Consider the following 18,666-nt stretch of genomic DNA (forward strand, 5'->3'; position numbering starts at 1 on the left):
CCGGCCGCCGGCCGGTGGGCGGTGCGCGCCCGGCGCGCCGCCCAGGCAGGGAGCGGCTGGCTCATGTCCCTGGCCGGGGCGGGAACCGGTTACCTCGCCGGACACGTGCTGCCGCAGCTGGTCACCTTCCTGGCGCTGACCAGCGTGATGCTCGGCTGCCTGGCGCTGTGCGACACCCTGCGGCTCCTGGCCGGCATCGCCCGGGCCGCCGACGCGCGTGGCGCGCAAGGGCCGTGATCGAGTCAGGCAGGACCGTGCGGCCCGCGGGGCGGCAGCGCCGGGAGTGCGAACCAGAAGCGGGCGCCTCCCCCGGGGGCCGGCTCAACCCCCACCCGGCCCCCGTGCGCTTCCACGATGGACTTCACGATCGAGAGCCCCAGGCCGGCGCCGCCCTTGCGCCCGTCCGGTCCCGGCGCCTGGTAGAACCGCTGCCAGATCCGGTCCCGCTCCTCCGGCGGCACCCCGGGGCCGCGGTCGGTGACGCGGATGCGGACCTCGCCCCCGTCAAGAACCCGGTCGATGCGCACGGGCTCTCCCGGGGGCGAGTGGCGTACCGCGTTCTCCACCAGGTTGTGCAAGACCTGGTCCAGCCGCTCGGGGTCGGCGTAGATCCAGGGACCCGGGACCGGAGGCGGCTCGAGCACCAGCACGGTGCCCGACTGCGCGAGCACCGGCCCTGCCCGGTCGGCGAACGCCCTTAGCCAGTCGTCGACGGCCACGGGCTGCATGCGCAGCTCCAGCTGCCCGGCCTCCAGGCGGGCCAGGTCGAAGAGGTCCTGGATCAGCCGTGAGAGGCGCGCCGACTCGGCAGCGATGATGCCATAGTAGCGCTCCCGCTCGGCCGGGGGCACCACGCCGTCCCGCAGTGCCTCGGCGAAGCCGCGCACGGAGGTGACCGGCGTCCGCAGTTCGTGCGAGATGCTCGCGATGAGGTCGCGGCGGAGAGCCTCCGAGCGGCGCAGGCCCTCTACCAGGTTCTGCACGCGCTCGGCCATGTGGTTGAAGGAACGGGCCAGGTCGGCCAGCTCGTCCGCACCCTCCTCGGGGACGCGCCGCGTCAGATCGCCCTCGGCGGCCGCGCGGGCGGCCTCGGTGACGGCGGTCAGGCGGCGGACGATCATCCGGCTCATCAGGGAGGCGAGCACCGCCGCCGCCACGAGCCCGGCCACCGTCCACGCCGCCACCAGGCGTTCCGTCTGGCGCAGGGCCGGCTCGAGGGGTTCGACCGCCTGGAAGAGGACGATCGCTCCCACAGGGGGGCCGCCGGGCAGAGCGAGCGGGGCTGCCCCGGCAACCACGCCCAGCCGGCCGGAGAGGACGGCGCCCACCCCGTGCCCCTCGCCGAGCGCCCGGCGCACGAGCTGCGCTTCGGGTCCCACCAGGGTGGCGCCTTCGAGGGCCTGCGCGGGGGGATAGTCGGAGACGACCCGGACCACGCGCAGGTTCGAATCGACCAGGATCGCGTCGGCGCCCAGGACCCCTGCCGTGAACTGCAGGACGGCGGTGCGCGGCACCCTGAGCAGCCGCCGGCCGGCGTCCTGGGCCCGCACGGCGAGCTGGTCGGCCGTCGACCGCAGGAGCTGGGCGCGCACCAGGCGCGGCACGGCGAGGGTCAGCGCCCCGCCCACCAGCGCGACCGCCAGGAGGTAGGTGAGGAGGAGCCGGGTGCTGATGCGCATGATCGCTCGCTGCCGCGCCCCCCGTCAGGCGTCGGGATCGGGTTCGAATCGGTAGCCGATGCCCCACACCGTGCGGATGTACCGGGGGTTGTCGGGCTCCGGCTCGATCTTCTTGCGCAGCCGCTGCACGTGCACGTCGACGGTCCGGTAGTCCCCGTAGAAGGAATAGTCCCAGACCCGCTCGAGGAGCTGCTGCCGGGTGAACACCCGGTTCGGGTTCTGGGCCAGGGTGGCCAGGAGGTCGAACTCCTTGGGCGGGCAGTCGACCGGCTTCCCGCGGACCGTCAGGGTCCGGGCGGCGAGGTCCAGGACGAAGTCCGGGAACTCGAGCCGCTCCCGGCGTCCGGGGCGCTCGGTCCGGCGGACACGGCGCAGCACCGCCTTCACCCGGGCCACCAGCTCGCGGGGGCTGAAGGGTTTGGTGACGTAGTCGTCGGCCCCCAGCTCCAGCCCGAGGACCCGGTCGACCTCGTCCGTCCGCGCGGTGAGGAGGATGGTCGGGACGTCCCGTTCCACCAGCGCCCGGGCGACCTCCAGGCCCGGCGTACCGGGCAGCATGAGGTCCAGGATCACCAGGTCGGGCCGGGCCCGGCGCACCGCGTCGAGCGCCTCGTCGCCGCTGCCGGCTTCCGTGACCGTGAACCCCTCCTGCTCGAGGTAGAGGCGGCAGAGCTCTCGGATATGCCGCTCGTCGTCGACCACCAGGATGCGCGTGCTCATGCCCCGGCCCCCCTCTGCCCCGGCGGGCGTGTGCCGTGCGGGCAGCCGGCGATGAGCTTCTGCGCGCGCCGGCGCCAGTCCTGCCATCCGGGCCCCGCAGGGGCAGAGCGGTCAGACCGGGACGGGTCTCCGATCGGGCGTCACTCCGAACGCAGCGCGGCGATCGGGTCGAGGCGGGCCGCCTGGTAGGCCGGGTATACGCCGAAGAACAGGCCGACGAGGATCGAGAAGGTGAGGCCGGCCGTGGCTGCCATCAGGTTCACCTGGGCAGGCCAGCCCGCCATCCGGGCGATCCCCGCGTTCACCAGGGCACCGGTCCCGAGACCGATCACCCCGCCCACCGCGCTCAGCAGGACCGCCTCGGCCAGAAACTGGATCAGGATGTCGCGCTGGCGCGCCCCCACCGCCTTCCGGATGCCGATCTCCCGTGTACGCTCGGAGACGGACACCAGCATGATGTTCATGATCCCGATCCCGCCGACCACCAGGGAGATCCCGGCGATGGCCCCGAGCATCAGGGTCAGGGTGGCCGTGGTCTGCTCGATGGTCTGCACGATCTGGTCCTGGCTGAACACCCGGACCGGGTCGAGGCCGTCGGTGCGCGGGTGGCGCAGGCGGAGGATCCGCAGCACGTGGTCGGTGGCGATCGAGGCCAACTCGGGCGAGCGGGCCTGCAGGTACAGCGAGCTGACCTGGGTGCCCAGGAGCGTCCGGGCCGTCGTGATCGGGATGTAGAGGTAGTTGTCGGAGCTTTGCCCGAAGGCGGCTCCCTTGGGCTCCAGGACCCCCACGAGCGTGAAGGGCTGGCCCTGGATCCACACGGTCTCGCCGGGACGCGGCGGTGGACCGTCTCCGACGAGGTCCTCGAACGCCGTGGCCCCGGCCACCGCCACCCGGCGGCGGCCCTCGACGTCGTCCGCGGTGAGAAACCGCCCCTGCGACACCTTCAGGTCGCGGACGCGGTCGAGCCCGGCGGTGACCGCCTGCACCCGCACGTCCGCCGAGGTCGTCCCCCACTTGACGCGCAGCTGCCCTTCGATCACGGGGATGGCCATGGTGATGGTGTCCACGCGGCGCGCCAGGTCGGCCGCGTCGGCCTCGGTGAGCACCGTGCCCCGGAGCGGGCTGACGATGATCAGGTTCGACCCCAGGCTCTGCATCCGCTGCGCCACCTGGTAGGTCGCCCCCTGGCCGATGCTGACCAGGGCCGTCACGGCGGCGACCCCGATCACGACCCCCAGGACGGTGAGGGCCGAGCGCAGCTTGTTGCTGGCGATGCCCTTCCAGGCGACGCCCAGCAGCTCACCGCTCACCCCGTCCACCCCCCTGGCCCGCGTCTGCCGCCCTTTCCGGGCCCGGACTCGCCGCCCTCCCGGCCCCGGCCTGCTTCGGCTGCTCGACGATCTCCTCCCGCACCAGCCGCCCGTCCCGCATGTGGACGATGCGCTGGCAGTGCAGTGCCACGTCCGGGTCGTGGGTGACGATCACCACCGTCTGCCCCGCCCGGTGCAGTTCCTGGAACAGGGCCAGGACCTCCTCCCCGGACGCCGAGTCGAGCGCGCCGGTGGGTTCGTCGGCCAGGAGCAGACGGGGTCCCGCCGCCAGCGCCCGGGCGATCGCCACCCGTTGCTGCTGCCCCCCCGAGAGCTGCGTGGGCAGGTGGTGCAGCCGGTCGCCGAGCCCGACCGCCTCCAGCGCCTCCTTGGCTCTCCTCCTCCGCTCGGCGGAGGGCACGCGCCGGTACAGGAGCGGGAGTTCCACGTTCTCCAGGGCCGTCAGGCGCGGTAGCAGGTTGAACTGCTGGAAGACGAAGCCCACCAGCCGGTTGCGGATGCGCGCCAGCTCGTCGTCCGTCCGGCGGGCAACCACCTCGCCCGCCAGGACGTACTCCCCCTCGGTGGGACGGTCCAGGCAGCCCAGGATGTGCATGAGCGTGGACTTGCCCGAACCGGAGGGACCCATGATCGCCACCATCTCGCCGCCGGCCACGTCCAGATCGATGCCGGCCAGGGCCTCCACGTCGCCGGCCCCGGTCCGGTACACCTTCCGGAGCCCCCTCACGGCGATCACCGGTTGCCGCCTCCCTGCGGGGCCTGCCGGTCGTGGGGTTGCCCGCCCGCCGGGCGCTGGCCCCCACCCGGGCCGAACGGCAGCCCGAACCCTCCGGTACCGGGCGGCCGGAACCCCGCGCCCTGCGTGCCGGATCCTGCCGGTCTCCGGGCGACGACGACCGTGTCGCCCTCCGCCAGCCCCTCCAGCACCTCCACCACCTGCTCGTTCTCCAGGCCGGTGCGGATGGGACGGCGCACCACCTGGTCTCCCTCCGGGACCTGGACGAAGGCCCTTCCACCCTGGCGCTCCACCGCCTCCGCCGGCACCACGAGGACGCCGTCCTTCGCGGCCACCCGCACGGAGGCCGAGGCGGTCATGCCCGGCCGGATGTCCGGCTGTCCCGGGACGGTGATGGTGACGGCGAAGATGGTGACCCCGTTCTGGACCGTTCCCTCCCCGGCGATCTTCTCGACCCGCCCCGTCAGGGTCCGCCCCGGCAGGGCGTTGACGACCACGGAGGCCGGCTGCCCCGGCCGGAGCCGGGGAACGTCGAGTTCGTCCACCTGCAGGGTCAGGGTGAGGACGCTGGTGTCGACGATCGTCGCCAGGACGCGGGCTCCGTTCTGGCCCGTCCCGACGGTGTCGCCGACCGCCACGTCGCGCGCGGTGACCACTCCGTCGATGGGGGCAACGATCTTGAGCTTGGCGAGATTCTGCTCGCGCTGGGCGAGGGTCTCACGGGCCTGCTCGACGGCGATCTGCTCCGCGCGCACCTCCTGCGGAAGCGTGGGGTTTTCGAGGCGCATCACGACCTGCCCGGCAGTGACCCTCCGGCCCTCGCTCACGAGCACCTCCCGGACCACGCCGGCCGCACGGGCGGTCACCACCTGTTCCTGTCCCCAGACGGTCTGCCCGGAAAACGACATGCTGCCCTGGGGAACCTCCACGGTGAGCTGCCCGGCATAGCCCGCCCCCAGGACGCCGGTCTCGTCGAGGGCGACGTCCACGTCATAGCTCTCCACACCGCCCGAGCGCGCCGGTTCGGAGGCGACGGCAACCACGGTACCGGTGAGTTCCCCGTCGAAGGCATCCAGCCGCACCCGCGCCGCCTGGCCCGTGTGGAAGAACGGCAGGGCCACACGGTTCACGCGCGCGCGGAACAGGAGCTGCTCCCCGGAGGCCACCCACGCGACGGGCTGGCCTGCGCTCACCCGGTCCCCCCGCTTGACCTCCAGCCGGGAGAGGCGGCCGGATACCGGCGCCCGCACGGTGAGCGCCTCGGACAGGTCCAGCGGGCTCCCTTCCGGGATGCCCAGGCGCTGATAGAGACGGTTCTCCGCCGCGGCCAGGCTCAGGCGGGCCTGCTCGACCTGCGCCACCAGGTCATCGTTGCGCAGTTCGATGAGGGTCTGGCCCTTCCGCACGGTGTCTCCTTCCACGAAGTTCACGGCGACGACGGTACCCGAAACCTCGGCGGTGATGTTCGCGCGCTGGCCCGCCTCCAGGGTCCCGGTCCCGGACACCGTCAGCTCGATGGAGCCCCGGCGCACCGGGACGGTCACCAACCCGGCAGGCGCCGCCGTGCGGGAGGCCCGGTTCGCGAGTTGCCAGCCCAGCAGCGCGATGACGGCGACCGACGGGAGCGCCACATACGCGAACTGGCGAACCCGGCGAGAAGACACCCGTGCGCCCATCGGTACCATCGGCCCCAACAACTCCTCTCTCGGGTCCATCATGTCAAGTGTACCGTGCCAAGGCCTCATGGCGGGTCCCCGCCGCGGCGCCGGGCTACCGCAGGAACCGCGCGGTAGGGGGCGGCACCGGCCGCCCCTGCCGCAACCCTGCCGTTCCGTCGGTGCCGTTCCGTCGGTCCGGGACGAAAGGCCGCGCTATGCGCTGGTCCCGCTGCCCCCGGCCCTGCTCCGGGCCTGCTGCAGAAGGACCTGCATGAACTCCCTCTGCCGCTGCAGCACCGTTTGCTGGGCCTTGAGCACGTTCAGCCTCGCCTGGAGGAATTCCTTCTTCGCCGAGTCCGTTTCCCCGGCAAGCTCCTTCTCGGCTTCTGCCACGGCCCCGGTGAGGCGCTCGATTCCCCGGTCGATCCGCTCCACCGCGTTCTCCAGCCGCTGTACCCACTTCGCGGGGTCCTGCTCCAGCGCCTGCTGCCACCCGTCCCAGCCGCGCGGCGGATAGAGCAGTGCGCCTCCCTTCCAGTGCCTGGCCGCCGGCCCGTGCCATCCCCACCGGGGGGCGCTCCGCGGCTCCCCGGCGCTGCCGGAGCCGTCCCTGCTCGCCGCCAGAGCCGTACCCGCCACGGCGACCGTCGCCAGCATCCCCACCGCTGCGACCCATTTCCAACCGGTGCGTGCCAAGGCTCGCTCTCCCTCCCCACGGTTCTGGTCGCTCCGTCATTCATCTTGGCCGCTCCGGTTGGCCGGACTGTGACCGGAGTGTGAACAACTTGTGAACACAGCGACACCGCGTGGTGGCCCTCGGCGTAGCCAGCCGCGGATCGGTTGCCCACGATCTGTGCCCACGACGTTCCCGCCCCGGCCTGCACGAAGGGGTACGGGCCTCGATGGGCGGCGGGCACCGGACAGCGGTTCCGGTGCCCGCCGGGCGTTGGCCGTCGGAGGTGTTTTCGCGCACGGATGAGCTGTCGGGGGGCCTGGACGGGGCGGCCGCCCCGCACGTGGTCGAGGTGCCGTGACCGGCCAGGACCGGCCCGGAAGGCTGTTCGTGCCTCTTGTCTCATGGTACAATAGGGGCCGGCGGTGGAACGCTCGCGCAGGCTCCCCGAAAGGAGAGACCATGCTTGTATTTGATTCAAGAGGCCTTCCGTACCGGTAAGTCGCTACTGCAGGGGCTCACGGTCACCTTCCGGGAGATGGTCTTCGAGCAGCCCATCACCGTTCAGTATCCCTGGCAGAAGCCCGAGGTGCCCGACTGGTTCCGGGGCATTCCCGTTCTGAAGACGAACCTCCTGACCGGGGAGTACCGGTGCACCGCGTGCATGCAGTGCGTGGAGGCCTGCCCCGTCGACGTCATCCATATTGAGTGGCACACGAACAAGGAGACCAAGAAGAAGGAGCTCGACCGGTTCGCCATCGACATGAGCCGGTGCATGCTCTGCAACCTCTGCGTGGAGGCGTGCCCGTTCGACTCGCTCGTCATGGCGAGCGACTACGAGCTGTGCAAGACGAACCCGGAAAACCTCGTCTTCGAGATGGAGGATCTCCTGAAGATCGGCCTCAAGTACTCCCGGCCGATCATGGAGCCGCACGGCCGGGGCGTGAAGGGTCCGCCCACGTGGGTCTTCGCCACCCAGACCGGGGCCACGGAGAAGGACATCCAGGACCCGGAGGGCTACCTGGGTCGCGCGCCCCTCGGCCCCAAGCAGTTCCAGGAGAAGTACGGGGCGCAGCTGGAGGCGGCGGCCGCGACGCACACCGCGGCGGACGACTAGCCGTCCCTCCTCCGAAGGGCAACGGCGCACGGGGATTTCCGGGATGCCCGGTGGCGCAGCCGGCCGGCCACGCCACCGGGCCCGCTGTCTTTCGGAGGTGGGCGCATGGCGCTCTTCGACGCGATCGCCGGAAGCTACGACGACTGGTACCGGACTCCGCTCGGCGCGTACGCCGACCGGGTCGAGAAGGAGATCGTGCTCGACCTGGCCGCGCCGTCCTCCGGCGAGACCGCCGTCGACCTGGGCTGCGGGACCGGCCAGTACGCCCTGGCGCTGGCGGCGCGGGGTCTCCGCGTCACCGGGGTGGACATCTCCGCCCGGATGCTCGACCGCGCCCGGGCCAGGGCCGAAGAGACGGGCCTCGCGGTCCGGTGGGTCGAGGCGGACGTGCGGGAGGTGCCCCTGCCCTCCGCCGCGTTCGACCTCGCCACGATGGTGACGGTGCTCGAGTTCGTGCCGGAGCCCGAGCGGGCGGTGGCAGAGGCCCTGCGCCTTCTCCGGCCCGGCGGCCGGCTGGTGGCGGCGGTCCTGGGCGAGGGGTCAGGCTGGGCGAGGCTCTACCGGGAGGAGGCCGAGCGCGCCCCCGACTCCGTCTTCGCCCACGCCCGCTTCTTCACGGCGGACGGCCTGGCCCGCCTCCTGGGCATCGCCCCGTCCGAGGTCCGGAAGGGGCTCTTCCTCGACCCCGCCGAGGCCGCCGGCGCGCCGCCGGAGGCCTGGCCGCGGCTCGATGCCGCCGCCCGGGCGCGGGGCGCGGCGCCGGGCTTCCTCGCGGCCCTGCGGCGAAAGGAGTGATGAGCGTGCTGTCCTGCCAGGTCTCCCTGTATCCCCTGGGCACGGCCGGCTACGACGGCGTGATCCGGGAGGCGGTCCGCGCCCTTGACGACCCGCGCGTGCGCGTGACCGTCGGCGAGATGAGTTCGGTCCTGGTGGGGGAGGACGACGCGGTGTGGCAGGCCCTGCGGCGGCTGTTCGAAGCGGCCGCCGCAGGGCCCGTGGTCATGGTCGCCACCCTCTCGAACGAGTGCGGGTGCCGGCCCGGCTGAGGGCCCCTCGCGCGCAGCGCACTTCCCGGGCGTGGCGGCGGTCGGACGGGTTGGGGGTCAGGGTGACATCTCCCTCGCCGCCAGCCGGACGGACTCATCGCCAACCCGAAGGGTCGCCGCACCCTGCAGGCACTGGAGGAGGACCGCCGACCCCGGGTGGCGGTGGGCCGGAAGCGACTGGCGCGGAGCGAAGGTTCCGCCAGCACGACCGGCGAGTGCCTCATGCCTGCGTCCCCTTCCAGAACGTGATGCGCCAGTCGCCCTCCGGGGTCTGTTCGGCGTGGTGCTGAAAGCCCATCTGCTCCATGACCCGGTAGAGCGGGAACGGTTCGAAGGTGTTGAGAAGGACGAACACCTGACCGGGCTGCAGGTTCTGCACCGCCGCCATGATGTCGCCGAAAGGCTCACGCCCCTGGGCATGGTAGTGGCGCACGTCCAGCACCACCTGGGGGCCTGCGGGCGGCTTCGCCATGACGTTCCCCTCCTGGTTCCGTCCGGGGCACCTCCCCGTCGGGATCGGGAAGCATTCTCCCCTCAGTGTAGCGGCCCCTGCCCGACCCGGTCGTGACGCGGGTCACCGATCGGGATGCAGGCGAAAAGGTCCGCCCCGCTGCCCACAGGCAGCGGGGCGGACGCCGCTCGGTGCGGCTCCGGGCCGGGCGGCCCCCAGCTACTTGGGGTACGTCAGGGTCACCGTGAAGTCGGCGTTCCCGGACCGGGCGACCGCCAGCACGGTGTACCGGCTGGGCCTGGCGAGGAGCGAGACCGTGGCCGGGTTGAGCCCGGAGCCGGCGCTATACGCGACGACCTGGCCGGAGGCGTCCAGGACGTACAGGTCGAGCGCCGCCCTCCCCGTCCAGCCCAGGCTCACGTTCAGGGCGCCGGTGCGGCCGGCCGTCACGTCGAACCGGGCGGTGCGCTGCCCGCCGGCCCCCAGGCGGCCGGAGCGGACCTCCTGCGCCAACCCCTTGCCCGCGGGGTGCATCACGGTGAGCACGTACGTGCCCCGCGGCGCCTGCGGCTGGATCACCGCCGAGTACGTCCCCGCGGCCTTGGCCTCGAAGCGGACGCCCCGGGCCAGGTCGGCGGAGGTCCCGCCGCCCACGGTCGCGCCATCCGGCCCGAGCACGACCACCGACATCCCGGCGCCGTCGGTCTTGCCCTGCAGCGTGACCGGGCCCGGCGCCGGGGCCTCGAACCACACACGGAGGGGGCCGACCCACGGGTTCAGGCTGCCCGTGAAGGTCTCGGCGACGGTGCCGGGGACGGGCCCGGGCTCCTGCCCGCCGCCGTTGCGGACGACGACGGAGACAGGCTCGGTCTCGGCGCGGTTGCCCGCCTTGTCGGTGGCCCGGGCGGCGATGCGGTGCTCGCCGTCGGCAACGGCGGTGCTGTCCCACTGGACCCGGTACGGCGCCGCGGTGGCGGTGCCCACCGGCTTGCCGTCGACCAGGAACTCCACGCGCTCCACCCCGGTCCCGTCATCCTCCGCCTCCGCCGCCAGGGTGACCGTGCCGCTCAGCGTCTCCCCCGCCGCCGGAGCGGTCAGGCGCACGTCGGGCGGGACCCTGTCGGCCGGAGGCTCGCCGGGCGGCGGGTTCTCTCCGCCGGCGGCCACGTCGCCCGAGACCACCAGCGCGTAGCGCTGCGGCCCCTGCGGGACGTTGTAGCCCCGCACGGTGACCGTGTAGGTACCCTCCTGGGGCTGGTCGATCCACACGTTCTCGACGTTGTTGACCCGGTCCGGACCGTCCTGGCCGAGCATGTGGTTCCCGAGGATCACCTTGCCGTCCGGACCCCGGACCTCGAGGTCCAGGTCATTGACCAGCGCCTTCTGCGCGGCCGGGCTGGCGGGGTAGTCGCTCCAGACCAGGGTGGCCCGGAAGGCCTGACCCGGCTTCACCGTGTAGGTGTACGTCTTGGCGTCCCCCGTGGACAGCGCCGTGGACTCGTTGTCGAACAGCATCGGCCGGCCGAGGGTGGCGTCGAGGTCGATGCGGCCCCAGCCGTAGTCCCGGTGGTCGCCCTGGATCGGACGCGCGCCGTTGATGAGGGCCGCCTTGAGGAGCGACGCCTGCGGCGTCACGCCGAGGTCCTTCTCGAAGTGCTGCCGAACCAGGGCCGTCACGCCGGCGCTCAGGGGCGTGGCCATGGAGGTGCCGCCCATGAACGCGTACCGGCTGTCGTAGCCCTGCCAGAAGTTCTGGTCCGGCGCCTTGCTCGACCTCGCCGACAGCACCCAGGTCCCCGGGGCGACGAGGTCGGGCTTCACGCGCCCGTCGTCGGTGGGGCCGCGGCTGGAGAAGAGGGCGACCTCGTCGACGTTGTCCCCGTACTTCCCCTTGTCCGGGCGGTTGTTCTCCGAGGCGCCGATGGTGATGGCGTTCTTGGCCGTGCCGGGGGAACTGACGGTGCCGTAGTTCGGCTTGCCGTCCCGGTCGTGATCGCCGTCGTTGCCGGCGGCGAACAGGATGGCCATGTCCCGGTGTTCCCACACGAAGCGGTCGACAGCCTGGGCCTGGGCGTCGTACACGTCGCCGCCGCTCTCGACCGGCACGCCCCACGAGTCGGAGTGGATCCGGGCACCGGCGCGGTAGGCCTGGTCGAAGAGGATCGTCAGGTCCTCCGGAATGCCACCCAGCCCGCCCTGGCCGTCCAGCACCGACTGGAAGACCAGCCGTGCGCCCGGTGCCATCCCCCGGACCCGGCCGTCCGAGGCGGCTCCCGTCCCGACGATCGAGCCGGCCACGTGGGTGCCGTGGCCGTGGGTGTCCGAGGCGTCCCCCTGCCGGCCGAGGGCGTAGAGGGCCTGTACCCGTCCGGCGAAGTCCGGGTGCATGTCATCCAGGTTGCCGGTGTCGAGGCCCGTGTCCGCCACGCCGACGACCTGGCCGGATCCGTCCAGCCCCTTCGGCCAGGCGGCGCTGCGCACGCGCAGCACGCCGGCCGCCTGGTCGTTCCAGAGCCGGTACGGCTGCACCCGCTCCACGTAGACGACGTCGCCCGAGCGGGCCCAGCTCATCGCCTGGGCAGCGTCGAGCCGGGCCACGACGAAGCGGCCACGCACCGCCACGGGCCGCACGCCGAGCGCCTGCAGGGCGCCGGCGGCGCGGTCCCCCGGTCCGAAGCTCAGCGCCCGCACGTAGAGCGGCCCGCGTGCCGTCCGGAGACCCGGGTCGACCTTGGCCTGCGGGGTGAAGTGCCCCACCGCCCGCACGTGGGGCAGCACCCGCACCGCCCGCGCCTGCGCCCCGTCCATCCGGACGAGGAACGCGAAGTCCGGCAGGTAGTCGCCGACCTCGGCGCCCAGCCGCCGCAGGGCGGCGACCCACTCCGGGCGGACGGGACCGTCGAACTTCACTACATAAAGAGATCGGCCCTGCTCCTGCAGCGACGGACTGAAGCCCTTCCAGAGCTGGACCGTGGCCGTCCGGAGGCGAAGCACCTCCGGGGCGGCGGCGCTTGTGTGTCCCGGCGCGCCGACGGGCCCCGCGACCGTGAGTCCGAGTGCCACGAGAGTGGCTACAGCAAGTTGCCGCAGTCTCTTCCGCATTCGGTGCCCCCCAACGCGACCTGCCCGCTCTTCATCTTCCTAGTTGATGTAAGTGCAGACAGCGAGTGTTAGATAGCACGATATTTCGGGGGGCTGTGGCATTCTCCTGCCCCGGCGCGGCCGGGAATCGCTGTTTGGCGAACTACCTCCTTCCAGATGGGTGTCCAGGGTCGGGGGTTTCGGTTTCGGCTTCGGCCCGTCGGCCTCCCCGCCCGCCGGCGGCCTTACCCTGCCGCCTGCGTTGTGCTAGCATGTGTGCTAGCATGGGCAAAGGGGGGCGGGGGCCTTGTTCGAGAACATCGGGTTCACGGAGCTTCTCCTGATCTTCGTCGTGGCCCTGGTCATCTTCGGGCCCCAGAAGCTTCCGAGCCTCGGGCGCAGCCTCGGCAGCGCCCTGCGCGAGTTCCGGAAGGCCGCGCGCGACATCACCGAGGAGATCAGCCGCGCCGCAAGCCTGGATGAACCGCCGGCGCCTCCGCGGGCCAGCCCCTCCCGGTCGCCGACCGAGGCGCCCCCGGCTGCAGCCGCGGCACCGGCCGCCGGGACGCCTGCCGCCGCCCCGGCCGGGGGCGGCGAGGAATCCCCGCCGGGCTCGGAGCGCAAGGAGACGGAGGCCCCCCGGGAGACCGTCTGAAGGCCTCTCAGGGGGTCTCCGTCACGTGGACCGCGAGGGCGCCGGAGCGCCGCAGGTCCACGGCGGCCTGCCGGGCGACGTCCGCCGCCGCCGTCCGGGCGACGAGGAGGGCGGTGTCCGCCGGCGCCTCGGGCTCCTCCGCGGCGGTCATGCCGGTCCAGTACGTGATCGCCCGCACGTCGGGGCCGGACTCCCCCCACGCCATGCGCATCGCGTCCCGGTCCTCGGGGCCGACCACGCGGACCTCCAGGTCTGCCCAGCCGTACGCCTCGGCGAGGTGGGCGGCGGCCAGCTCGGCGTCGCCCCGCCAGCGGAACTCGGCCAGCACCGTTTGCACGTGCATCCCCCGGGGCCGCCCGGAAGCGGGCCCCGGGGGTTTAGTGTGCCGCAGCCGGCGTCCTCCTTCACTCCCCTTCGACCAGGGGGAAGCGGGCCGTGAGCTCCCGGACCTCCGCGGCAACCTGCTGCAGCCGGGCCTCGTCGCCCCGGTGCTCGATCGCGGTCGCGATGAGCTCTGCGATGCGATCCATCTCGGCCTCGCGCATCCCCCGCGTGGTGACCGCCGGCGTCCCGATGCGGATCCCCGAGGTGACCATGGGCTTCTGTGGGTCCCGGGGCACCGCGTTCTTGTTCACCGTGATGCCCACACGGTCCAGGAGCTTCTCCACGTCCCGGCCGGTCAGGCCCATCGGGATCAGGTTCACCAGCATGAGGTGGTTGTCCGTGCCGCCGGTGACGAGGCGGAAGCCGCGGCGCAGGAGGCCGTCGGCCAGGGCCCTGGCGTTGCGGACGATCCGCTCGCTGTAGTCCCGGAACGAAGGCTCCAGGAGCTGCTTGAAGGCCACCGCCTTGGCGGCGATCACGTGCATGAGCGGCCCGCCCTGCGTCCCCGGGAACACCGCGCTGTCGATCGGCTTCGCCAGCTCCGCCTTGCAGAGGATCAGCCCGCCCCGGGGGCCCCGCAGCGTCTTGTGGGTGGTCGACGTGACCACGTGGGCGTGAGGCACCGGGTTGGGGTAGTGGCCCGTGGCCGACAGTCCGGCGAAGTGGGCCATGTCCACCATCAGGTAGGCGCCCACCTCGTCGGCGATCTCCCGGAACCGGGCGAAGTCGAGCACCCGCGGGTAGGCCGAGTATCCCGCCACGATCAGCCGGGGCCGGTGCGCCTTCGCCAGCCGCAGGACCTCGTCGTAGTCGACCCGCTCCGTCTCGGGGTTGAGCCCGTACGAGACGAAGCGGTACAGCTTGCCGGAGAAGTTCACGGGGGAGCCGTGGGTGAGGTGGCCGCCCTCCGCCAGGTTCATGCCCAGGACCGTGTCGCCGGGCTGCAGGAGGGCGTGATAGACGGCCATGTTCGCCTGGGCGCCGGAGTGGGGCTGGACGTTGGCGTGTTCGGCCCCGAAGACCCGCTTGATGCGCTCCCGGGCGATGTCCTCCACCACGTCGACGTTCTCGCAGCCGCCGTAGTAGCGCCGGCCGGGGTAACCCTCCGCGTACTTGTTGGTGAGCACCGAGCCCATCGCCTCGAGCACGGCCCGTGGCACGAAGTTCTCGGAGGCGATCAGCTCGATCTTCTCCCGCTGCCGCTGCTCTTCCCTTTGAATCGCCTCGTAGATCTCCGGGTCGAAGTCCTTGAGCGCCGTCATTCCGGTTCCCTCCTGCAGGTGCCTGAAAACGCGAGAGGCAGCGGGGGGTATCCCTCCACTGCCTCGCCCAGGCGAGCGGCCATCCCGACCCGCGCTCCCCGGTGGTGTCCCACCTTCCCTCGCCAGTCACGCGGGCCATGTGGAAGATACCCCCATTATCGGCGGCCGGCCCGGCGGCTGTCAACCGCGTCATCGCCGGCGCATGGCCAACCGCCGCGCCGCCCGTGCGGGCCGGTCGCCCGGAGGGCCGTGCGTCAGCGCCGCAGGTTCCAGGCGTCGGTCCCGTAGCGGGTCGTCACCAGCTCCTCCGTCAGCCGGCGCTCGGCGGGGGTGAGCTCACCCCGGACGAACTCCACGCCGAGCGCCTCCGTGAAGCCCTCCGGCAACGCCCGGGCGGCCTCGTCCCAGGTGACCTCCCGCCCCAGCAGTTCCCGCAGCCCGGCGGCACGGCTGCGGAGGTGGGCGACGGCCGCGGGGCGCTTCTCGGGGTCCACCCGCAGGAGCGTGAACAGCAGCTCGGCGTCGAGGTCCAGGAGCACGCTGCCGTGTTGCAAGATCGTCCCGTGCCGCCGCGTCTGGGCGCTGCCCACCACCTTGCGCCCGCCCACGACGAGCTCGTACGCCGACGGGGCGTCGAAGCACGCCGCCGACGCCTCGCCGCCGAGCCGGGGGTCCGGCTCGCCGCCGGCCAGCTCGGCCGGGGCGCCCAGGCGGCGGATGGCCGCCACGAGCCCCCCGGCCAGCGTCCGGTACGTCTCCAGGACGCTGCCCGGGAGCAGTTCCTCCCGGATGACGACGCTGTACGTCAGCTCGACGTGGTGGAAGATCGCCCGGCCGCCCGTCGGCCGGCGGACGTACCCGTAGCCGAGGCGCCGGCAGGCGTCGAGGTCCACCTCCGCCGCCATGCGCTGGAAGTACCCGATCGACACCGCCGCCGGCCGCCAGCCGTACAGGCGCAGGGTGGGCGGCACCTCGCCCCGGGCGTGCACCGTCTGGATGGCCTCGTCCACGGCCATGTTCGTCGCGGCGTCCGCGAAGCCGCTGACGACGAGGCGCCACCGCCTCTCCCTCAGCTCTGCGGGCGCCACCGCAGATTCGGCCTCCTGGCGGCCAGGGCCTCGTCGAGCCGCCCGACGGGGGTGCGGTGCGGCGCGCCCTTGACCCGCTCCGGGTCCTCGTGGGCTTCCCGGTAGATCTGCCGCATCACGGCGATGAAGCGGTCCAGCGTCTCCTTGGGCTCCGTCTCGGTGGGCTCGATCATGAGCGCCTCCTCGACGATGAGGGGGAAGTACACGGTGGGCGGGTGCAGGCCCTCGTCCAGCAGGCGCTTGGCCACGTCGGCCGTCCGCACCCCGGTCTCCTGCTTGAGCGTGCGGCCGGAGAGGACGCACTCGTGCTTGCAGAAGCGGTCGTACGGCAGGTCCCAGAGCCGCTTGAGGTGCGCCTGGATGTAGTTGGCGCTGAGCACTGCGTGCTCGCTCACCTGCTTGAGCTCGGGCCCGTAGGCCATGACGTAGGCCGCCGCCCGCACCGCGACCCCGAAGTTCCCGTAGAACGAGCGCACCTTGCCGATGGACTGCGGGCGGTCGTAATCCCAGCGGAAGCGGTCGCCTTCCTTCACCACGAGCGGCACGGGCAGGAAGGGCTCGAGCGCCTTCTTCACCCCGAGCGCCCCGGCGCCCGGCCCGCCGCCGCCGTGGGGCGTCGAGAACGTCTTGTGCAGGTTGAGGTGCACGACGTCCATGCCCATGTCGCCGGGGCGGGCGTAGCCGAGGATGGCGTTGAGGTTCGCCCCGTCGTAGTAGATGAGGCCCCCGGCGGCGTGGACGATGTCGGCGATCTCGAGGATGTTCGTGTCGAACAGGCCGAGGGTCGACGGGTTCGTGATCATGAGCGCCGCCGTGTCCGGCCCCACGGCCTGCCGCAGCGCCGCCACGTCCACGTTGCCGTCCCGGTCGGAGGGGACCGTCACGACCTCGTAGCCCGCCATGGCCGCCGTGGCCGGGTTGGTGCCGTGGGCGGAGTCGGGCACGATGACCTTGCGCCGCGCATGGTCCCCCCGGGACTCGTGGTAGGCCCGGATCACGAGGATGCCGGTCAGCTCGCCGTGCGCGCCGGCCGCGGGCTGCAGGCTCATCCGGTCCATGCCGGTGATCTCGCAGAGCCACCGCTCGAGGTTCCACAGCAGCTCCAGGTTGCCCTGCACCGTCTCCTCCGGCTGCAGCGGGTGGCTGAGGGCGAACCCGGGCAGGCGCGCGGCCTCCTCGTTCACCTTGGGGTTGTACTTCATCGTGCAGGAGCCCAGCGGGTAGAAGTCCACGTCGACCCCGTGGTTCATGCGGCTGAGGCGCGTGAAGTGGCGGACGACCTCGACCTCGGACACCTCGGGCAGGTTGGCGGGCTCCTGGCGGACCAGGTCGGCCGGGAGGAGGTCGGTCACCGGCTTCTCCGGGACGTCCAGCGCCGGCAGGGAGTACGCCCGCTTGCCGGGGCGGCTCAGCTCGAAGATGAGGGGTTCCGTCGCCACCTACTTCACCTCCCTGAGCGCGGCGACCAGGCCGTCGATCTCGGCCCGGGTGCGCTTCTCCGTGACGGCGAAGATCATGGCGCCCGCCAGCTCGGGGTAGGCGCCCGAGGGCGAGAGGCCCCCCAGGATGCCGCGGTCGAGGAGATGCCGGTTCACCACTTCCGGCCGGACGGGGCTCCTCACGGTGAACTCCTTGAAGAACGGCGCCCGGAAGGCCGGCTCCCAGCCCGGCAGGGCGGTGATCCGCTCCCAGGCGTAGTGCGCCTTCTGCAGGCACTGGCGGGCCACGTCCTGCAGCCCCTTCTTGCCCAGCCAGCTCAGGTACACCGTCGCCGCCAGGGCGTTCAGCGCCTGGTTGGTGCAGATGTTCGAGGTCGCCTTCTCCCGCCGGATGTGCTGCTCCCGGGCCTGCAAGGTGAGGACGAAGCCGCGCCGGCCCTGGGCGTCCACCGTCGCGCCGGCGATCCGGCCGGGCAGGCGGCGCACCAGCTCCTGCCGGGTGGCCATCATCCCCAGCCACGGCCCGCCGAAGGAGACCGGCTGCCCGAGCGCCTGCCCCTCGCCCACCACGATGTCCGCCCCGTAGTTGCCCGGTGCCTCCAGGACGCCGAGGGAGATGGGGTCCACGGCGACGACGAACAGGGCGTCCACCCTGTGCGCCAGCTCGCCGATCTGCCGCACCGGCTCGAGCGCCCCGAAGAAGTTCGGCATCTGGACCATGACCGCGGCGGTCTCGGCGGTGATGAGGGGCTCCAGCGCGGCGAGGTCGGTGACCCCGTCGGCGATGGGCGCCTCCACCACCTCGGCGCCCAGTCCGTGGGTATAGGTGCGGATGGCCTGGCGGTAGTCGGGGTGGACGCTGCGGGCCGCGACCACCCGGCGCCGGCCCGTCGTCCCGATCGCCATGACGGCCGCCTCGGCCATGGCGGACGCCCCGTCGTACATCGAGGCGTTGGCGACGTCCATGCCGGTGAGCTCACAGATCATCGTCTGGTACTCGTAGATCGACTGGAGCACGCCCTGGCTGATCTCCGGCTGGTAGGGCGTGTAGGCGGTGAGGAACTCGCCCCGGCGCACGATGGCATCCACCACGGCCGGCACGTAGTGGTCGTAGGCCCCGCCGCCCAGGAAGCAGACGTGGTCCCCCGTGTGCGCGTTCTTCCCGGCCAGCCGGCGCATCTCCGCCAGGATCTCCATCTCGCTGCGCGGCGCCGGCAGGTCGAGGGGCCGCTTCAGGCGCACGGCCTCCGGGATGTCGGCGAAGAGCTCGTCCGTCGAGCTCACGCCGATGTCCCGGAGCATTTCCGCCTTCTCTTCTTCGGTGATGGGGATGTAGCGCATGG

The 18,666-nt window shown here is 72.5% G+C and carries 18 protein-coding genes and 1 riboswitch; of the genes, 5 read left to right on the plus strand and 13 right to left on the minus strand.

Going from position 1 to position 18,666, the window contains the following annotated elements:
• Positions 1-21: 21 nt before the first annotated feature.
• Positions 22-237, plus strand: coding sequence for a hypothetical protein (locus caldi_RS06445; protein WP_264844287.1), 216 nt, complete (start codon positions 22-24; stop codon positions 235-237).
• Positions 238-242: 5 nt separating this feature from the next.
• Here caldi_RS06445 and caldi_RS06450 read toward each other — a convergent pair whose 3' ends face one another.
• The 6 genes from caldi_RS06450 to caldi_RS06475 form a co-directional block, all read right to left on the minus strand.
• Positions 243-1,679: a sensor histidine kinase gene (locus caldi_RS06450; protein WP_264844288.1), complete on the minus strand. Its 1,437-nt coding sequence runs from the start codon at positions 1,677-1,679 to the stop codon at positions 243-245.
• Between the two features lie 24 nt (positions 1,680-1,703).
• Complete coding sequence (locus caldi_RS06455; RefSeq protein WP_264844289.1) at positions 1,704-2,399, minus strand: response regulator transcription factor; 696 nt, start codon at positions 2,397-2,399, stop codon at positions 1,704-1,706.
• A 140-nt stretch (positions 2,400-2,539) separates the two neighbouring features.
• Positions 2,540-3,712, minus strand: a complete 1,173-nt coding sequence (locus caldi_RS06460; protein WP_264844290.1) for an ABC transporter permease — start codon at positions 3,710-3,712, stop codon at positions 2,540-2,542.
• On the minus strand, positions 3,702-4,469 hold the full coding sequence (locus caldi_RS06465) for an ABC transporter ATP-binding protein (protein ID WP_264844291.1): 768 nt from the start codon (positions 4,467-4,469) through the stop codon (positions 3,702-3,704). Before caldi_RS06465 ends, caldi_RS06460 begins: the two co-directional genes overlap by 11 nt.
• Complete coding sequence (locus tag caldi_RS06470) at positions 4,466-6,154, minus strand: efflux RND transporter periplasmic adaptor subunit (RefSeq protein WP_264844292.1); 1,689 nt, start codon at positions 6,152-6,154, stop codon at positions 4,466-4,468. The genes caldi_RS06465 and caldi_RS06470 overlap by 4 nt, the downstream gene beginning before the upstream one ends.
• A gap of 186 nt (positions 6,155-6,340) precedes the next feature.
• Positions 6,341-6,823 (minus strand): hypothetical protein, encoded by a 483-nt coding sequence (locus tag caldi_RS06475; protein ID WP_264844293.1) that lies wholly within the window; start codon positions 6,821-6,823, stop codon positions 6,341-6,343.
• Between the two features lie 443 nt (positions 6,824-7,266).
• Here caldi_RS06475 and caldi_RS06480 point away from each other — a divergent pair, with 443 nt between their 5' ends.
• The 3 genes from caldi_RS06480 to caldi_RS06490 all read left to right on the plus strand — a co-directional run bounded on the left by caldi_RS06480 (position 7,267) and on the right by caldi_RS06490 (position 8,963).
• Complete coding sequence (locus caldi_RS06480) at positions 7,267-7,917, plus strand: NuoI/complex I 23 kDa subunit family protein (RefSeq protein WP_264844295.1); 651 nt, start codon at positions 7,267-7,269, stop codon at positions 7,915-7,917.
• Positions 7,918-8,022: 105 nt separating this feature from the next.
• A complete protein-coding gene (locus caldi_RS06485; RefSeq protein WP_264844296.1) occupies positions 8,023-8,712 on the plus strand; it encodes a class I SAM-dependent methyltransferase in 690 nt (229 codons plus the stop codon).
• Positions 8,712-8,963, plus strand: coding sequence for a Ykof family thiamine-binding protein (locus caldi_RS06490; protein ID WP_264844298.1), 252 nt, complete (start codon positions 8,712-8,714; stop codon positions 8,961-8,963). The genes caldi_RS06485 and caldi_RS06490 overlap by 1 nt, the downstream gene beginning before the upstream one ends.
• Positions 8,964-9,183: 220 nt before the next feature.
• Here caldi_RS06490 and caldi_RS06495 read toward each other — a convergent pair whose 3' ends face one another.
• Positions 9,184-9,435, minus strand: a complete 252-nt coding sequence (locus caldi_RS06495) for a DUF2249 domain-containing protein (protein WP_264844300.1) — start codon at positions 9,433-9,435, stop codon at positions 9,184-9,186.
• 198 nt (positions 9,436-9,633) lie between these two features.
• Entirely contained in the window at positions 9,634-12,516 is a 2,883-nt protein-coding gene (locus caldi_RS06500; protein ID WP_264844302.1) for a S8 family serine peptidase, read from the minus strand.
• A 286-nt stretch (positions 12,517-12,802) separates the two neighbouring features.
• Between caldi_RS06500 and tatB the strand changes: the two genes are divergently transcribed.
• Entirely contained in the window at positions 12,803-13,150 is a 348-nt protein-coding gene (gene tatB, locus caldi_RS17620) for a Sec-independent protein translocase protein TatB (protein ID WP_319951800.1), read from the plus strand.
• Between the two features lie 7 nt (positions 13,151-13,157).
• Here tatB and caldi_RS06510 read toward each other — a convergent pair whose 3' ends face one another.
• From caldi_RS06510 to gcvPA, 5 genes are all read right to left on the minus strand, one after another.
• Positions 13,158-13,493, minus strand: a complete 336-nt coding sequence (locus caldi_RS06510) for a hypothetical protein (protein WP_264844303.1) — start codon at positions 13,491-13,493, stop codon at positions 13,158-13,160.
• A 61-nt stretch (positions 13,494-13,554) separates the two neighbouring features.
• Positions 13,555-14,796, minus strand: a complete 1,242-nt coding sequence (locus caldi_RS06515) for a serine hydroxymethyltransferase (RefSeq protein WP_264844305.1) — start codon at positions 14,794-14,796, stop codon at positions 13,555-13,557.
• A gap of 58 nt (positions 14,797-14,854) precedes the next feature.
• Positions 14,855-14,936, minus strand: a riboswitch (ZMP/ZTP riboswitch).
• A 114-nt stretch (positions 14,937-15,050) separates the two neighbouring features.
• Positions 15,051-15,884 carry a lipoate--protein ligase family protein gene (locus caldi_RS06520; RefSeq protein ID WP_264844307.1) on the minus strand — a complete coding sequence of 278 codons (834 nt, stop codon included), beginning with the start codon at positions 15,882-15,884 and terminating at the stop codon, positions 15,051-15,053.
• Complete coding sequence (gcvPB, locus tag caldi_RS06525) at positions 15,866-17,323, minus strand: aminomethyl-transferring glycine dehydrogenase subunit GcvPB (protein WP_264844308.1); 1,458 nt, start codon at positions 17,321-17,323, stop codon at positions 15,866-15,868. Before gcvPB ends, caldi_RS06520 begins: the two co-directional genes overlap by 19 nt.
• Complete coding sequence (gene gcvPA / locus caldi_RS06530; protein WP_264844309.1) at positions 17,324-18,664, minus strand: aminomethyl-transferring glycine dehydrogenase subunit GcvPA; 1,341 nt, start codon at positions 18,662-18,664, stop codon at positions 17,324-17,326.
• Between the last annotated feature and the right edge of the window lie 2 nt (positions 18,665-18,666).

The sequence above is a fragment of the Caldinitratiruptor microaerophilus genome (genome assembly GCF_025999835.1).
Classification (GTDB): Bacteria; Bacillota; Sulfobacillia; order Symbiobacteriales; family ZC4RG38; genus Caldinitratiruptor; species Caldinitratiruptor microaerophilus.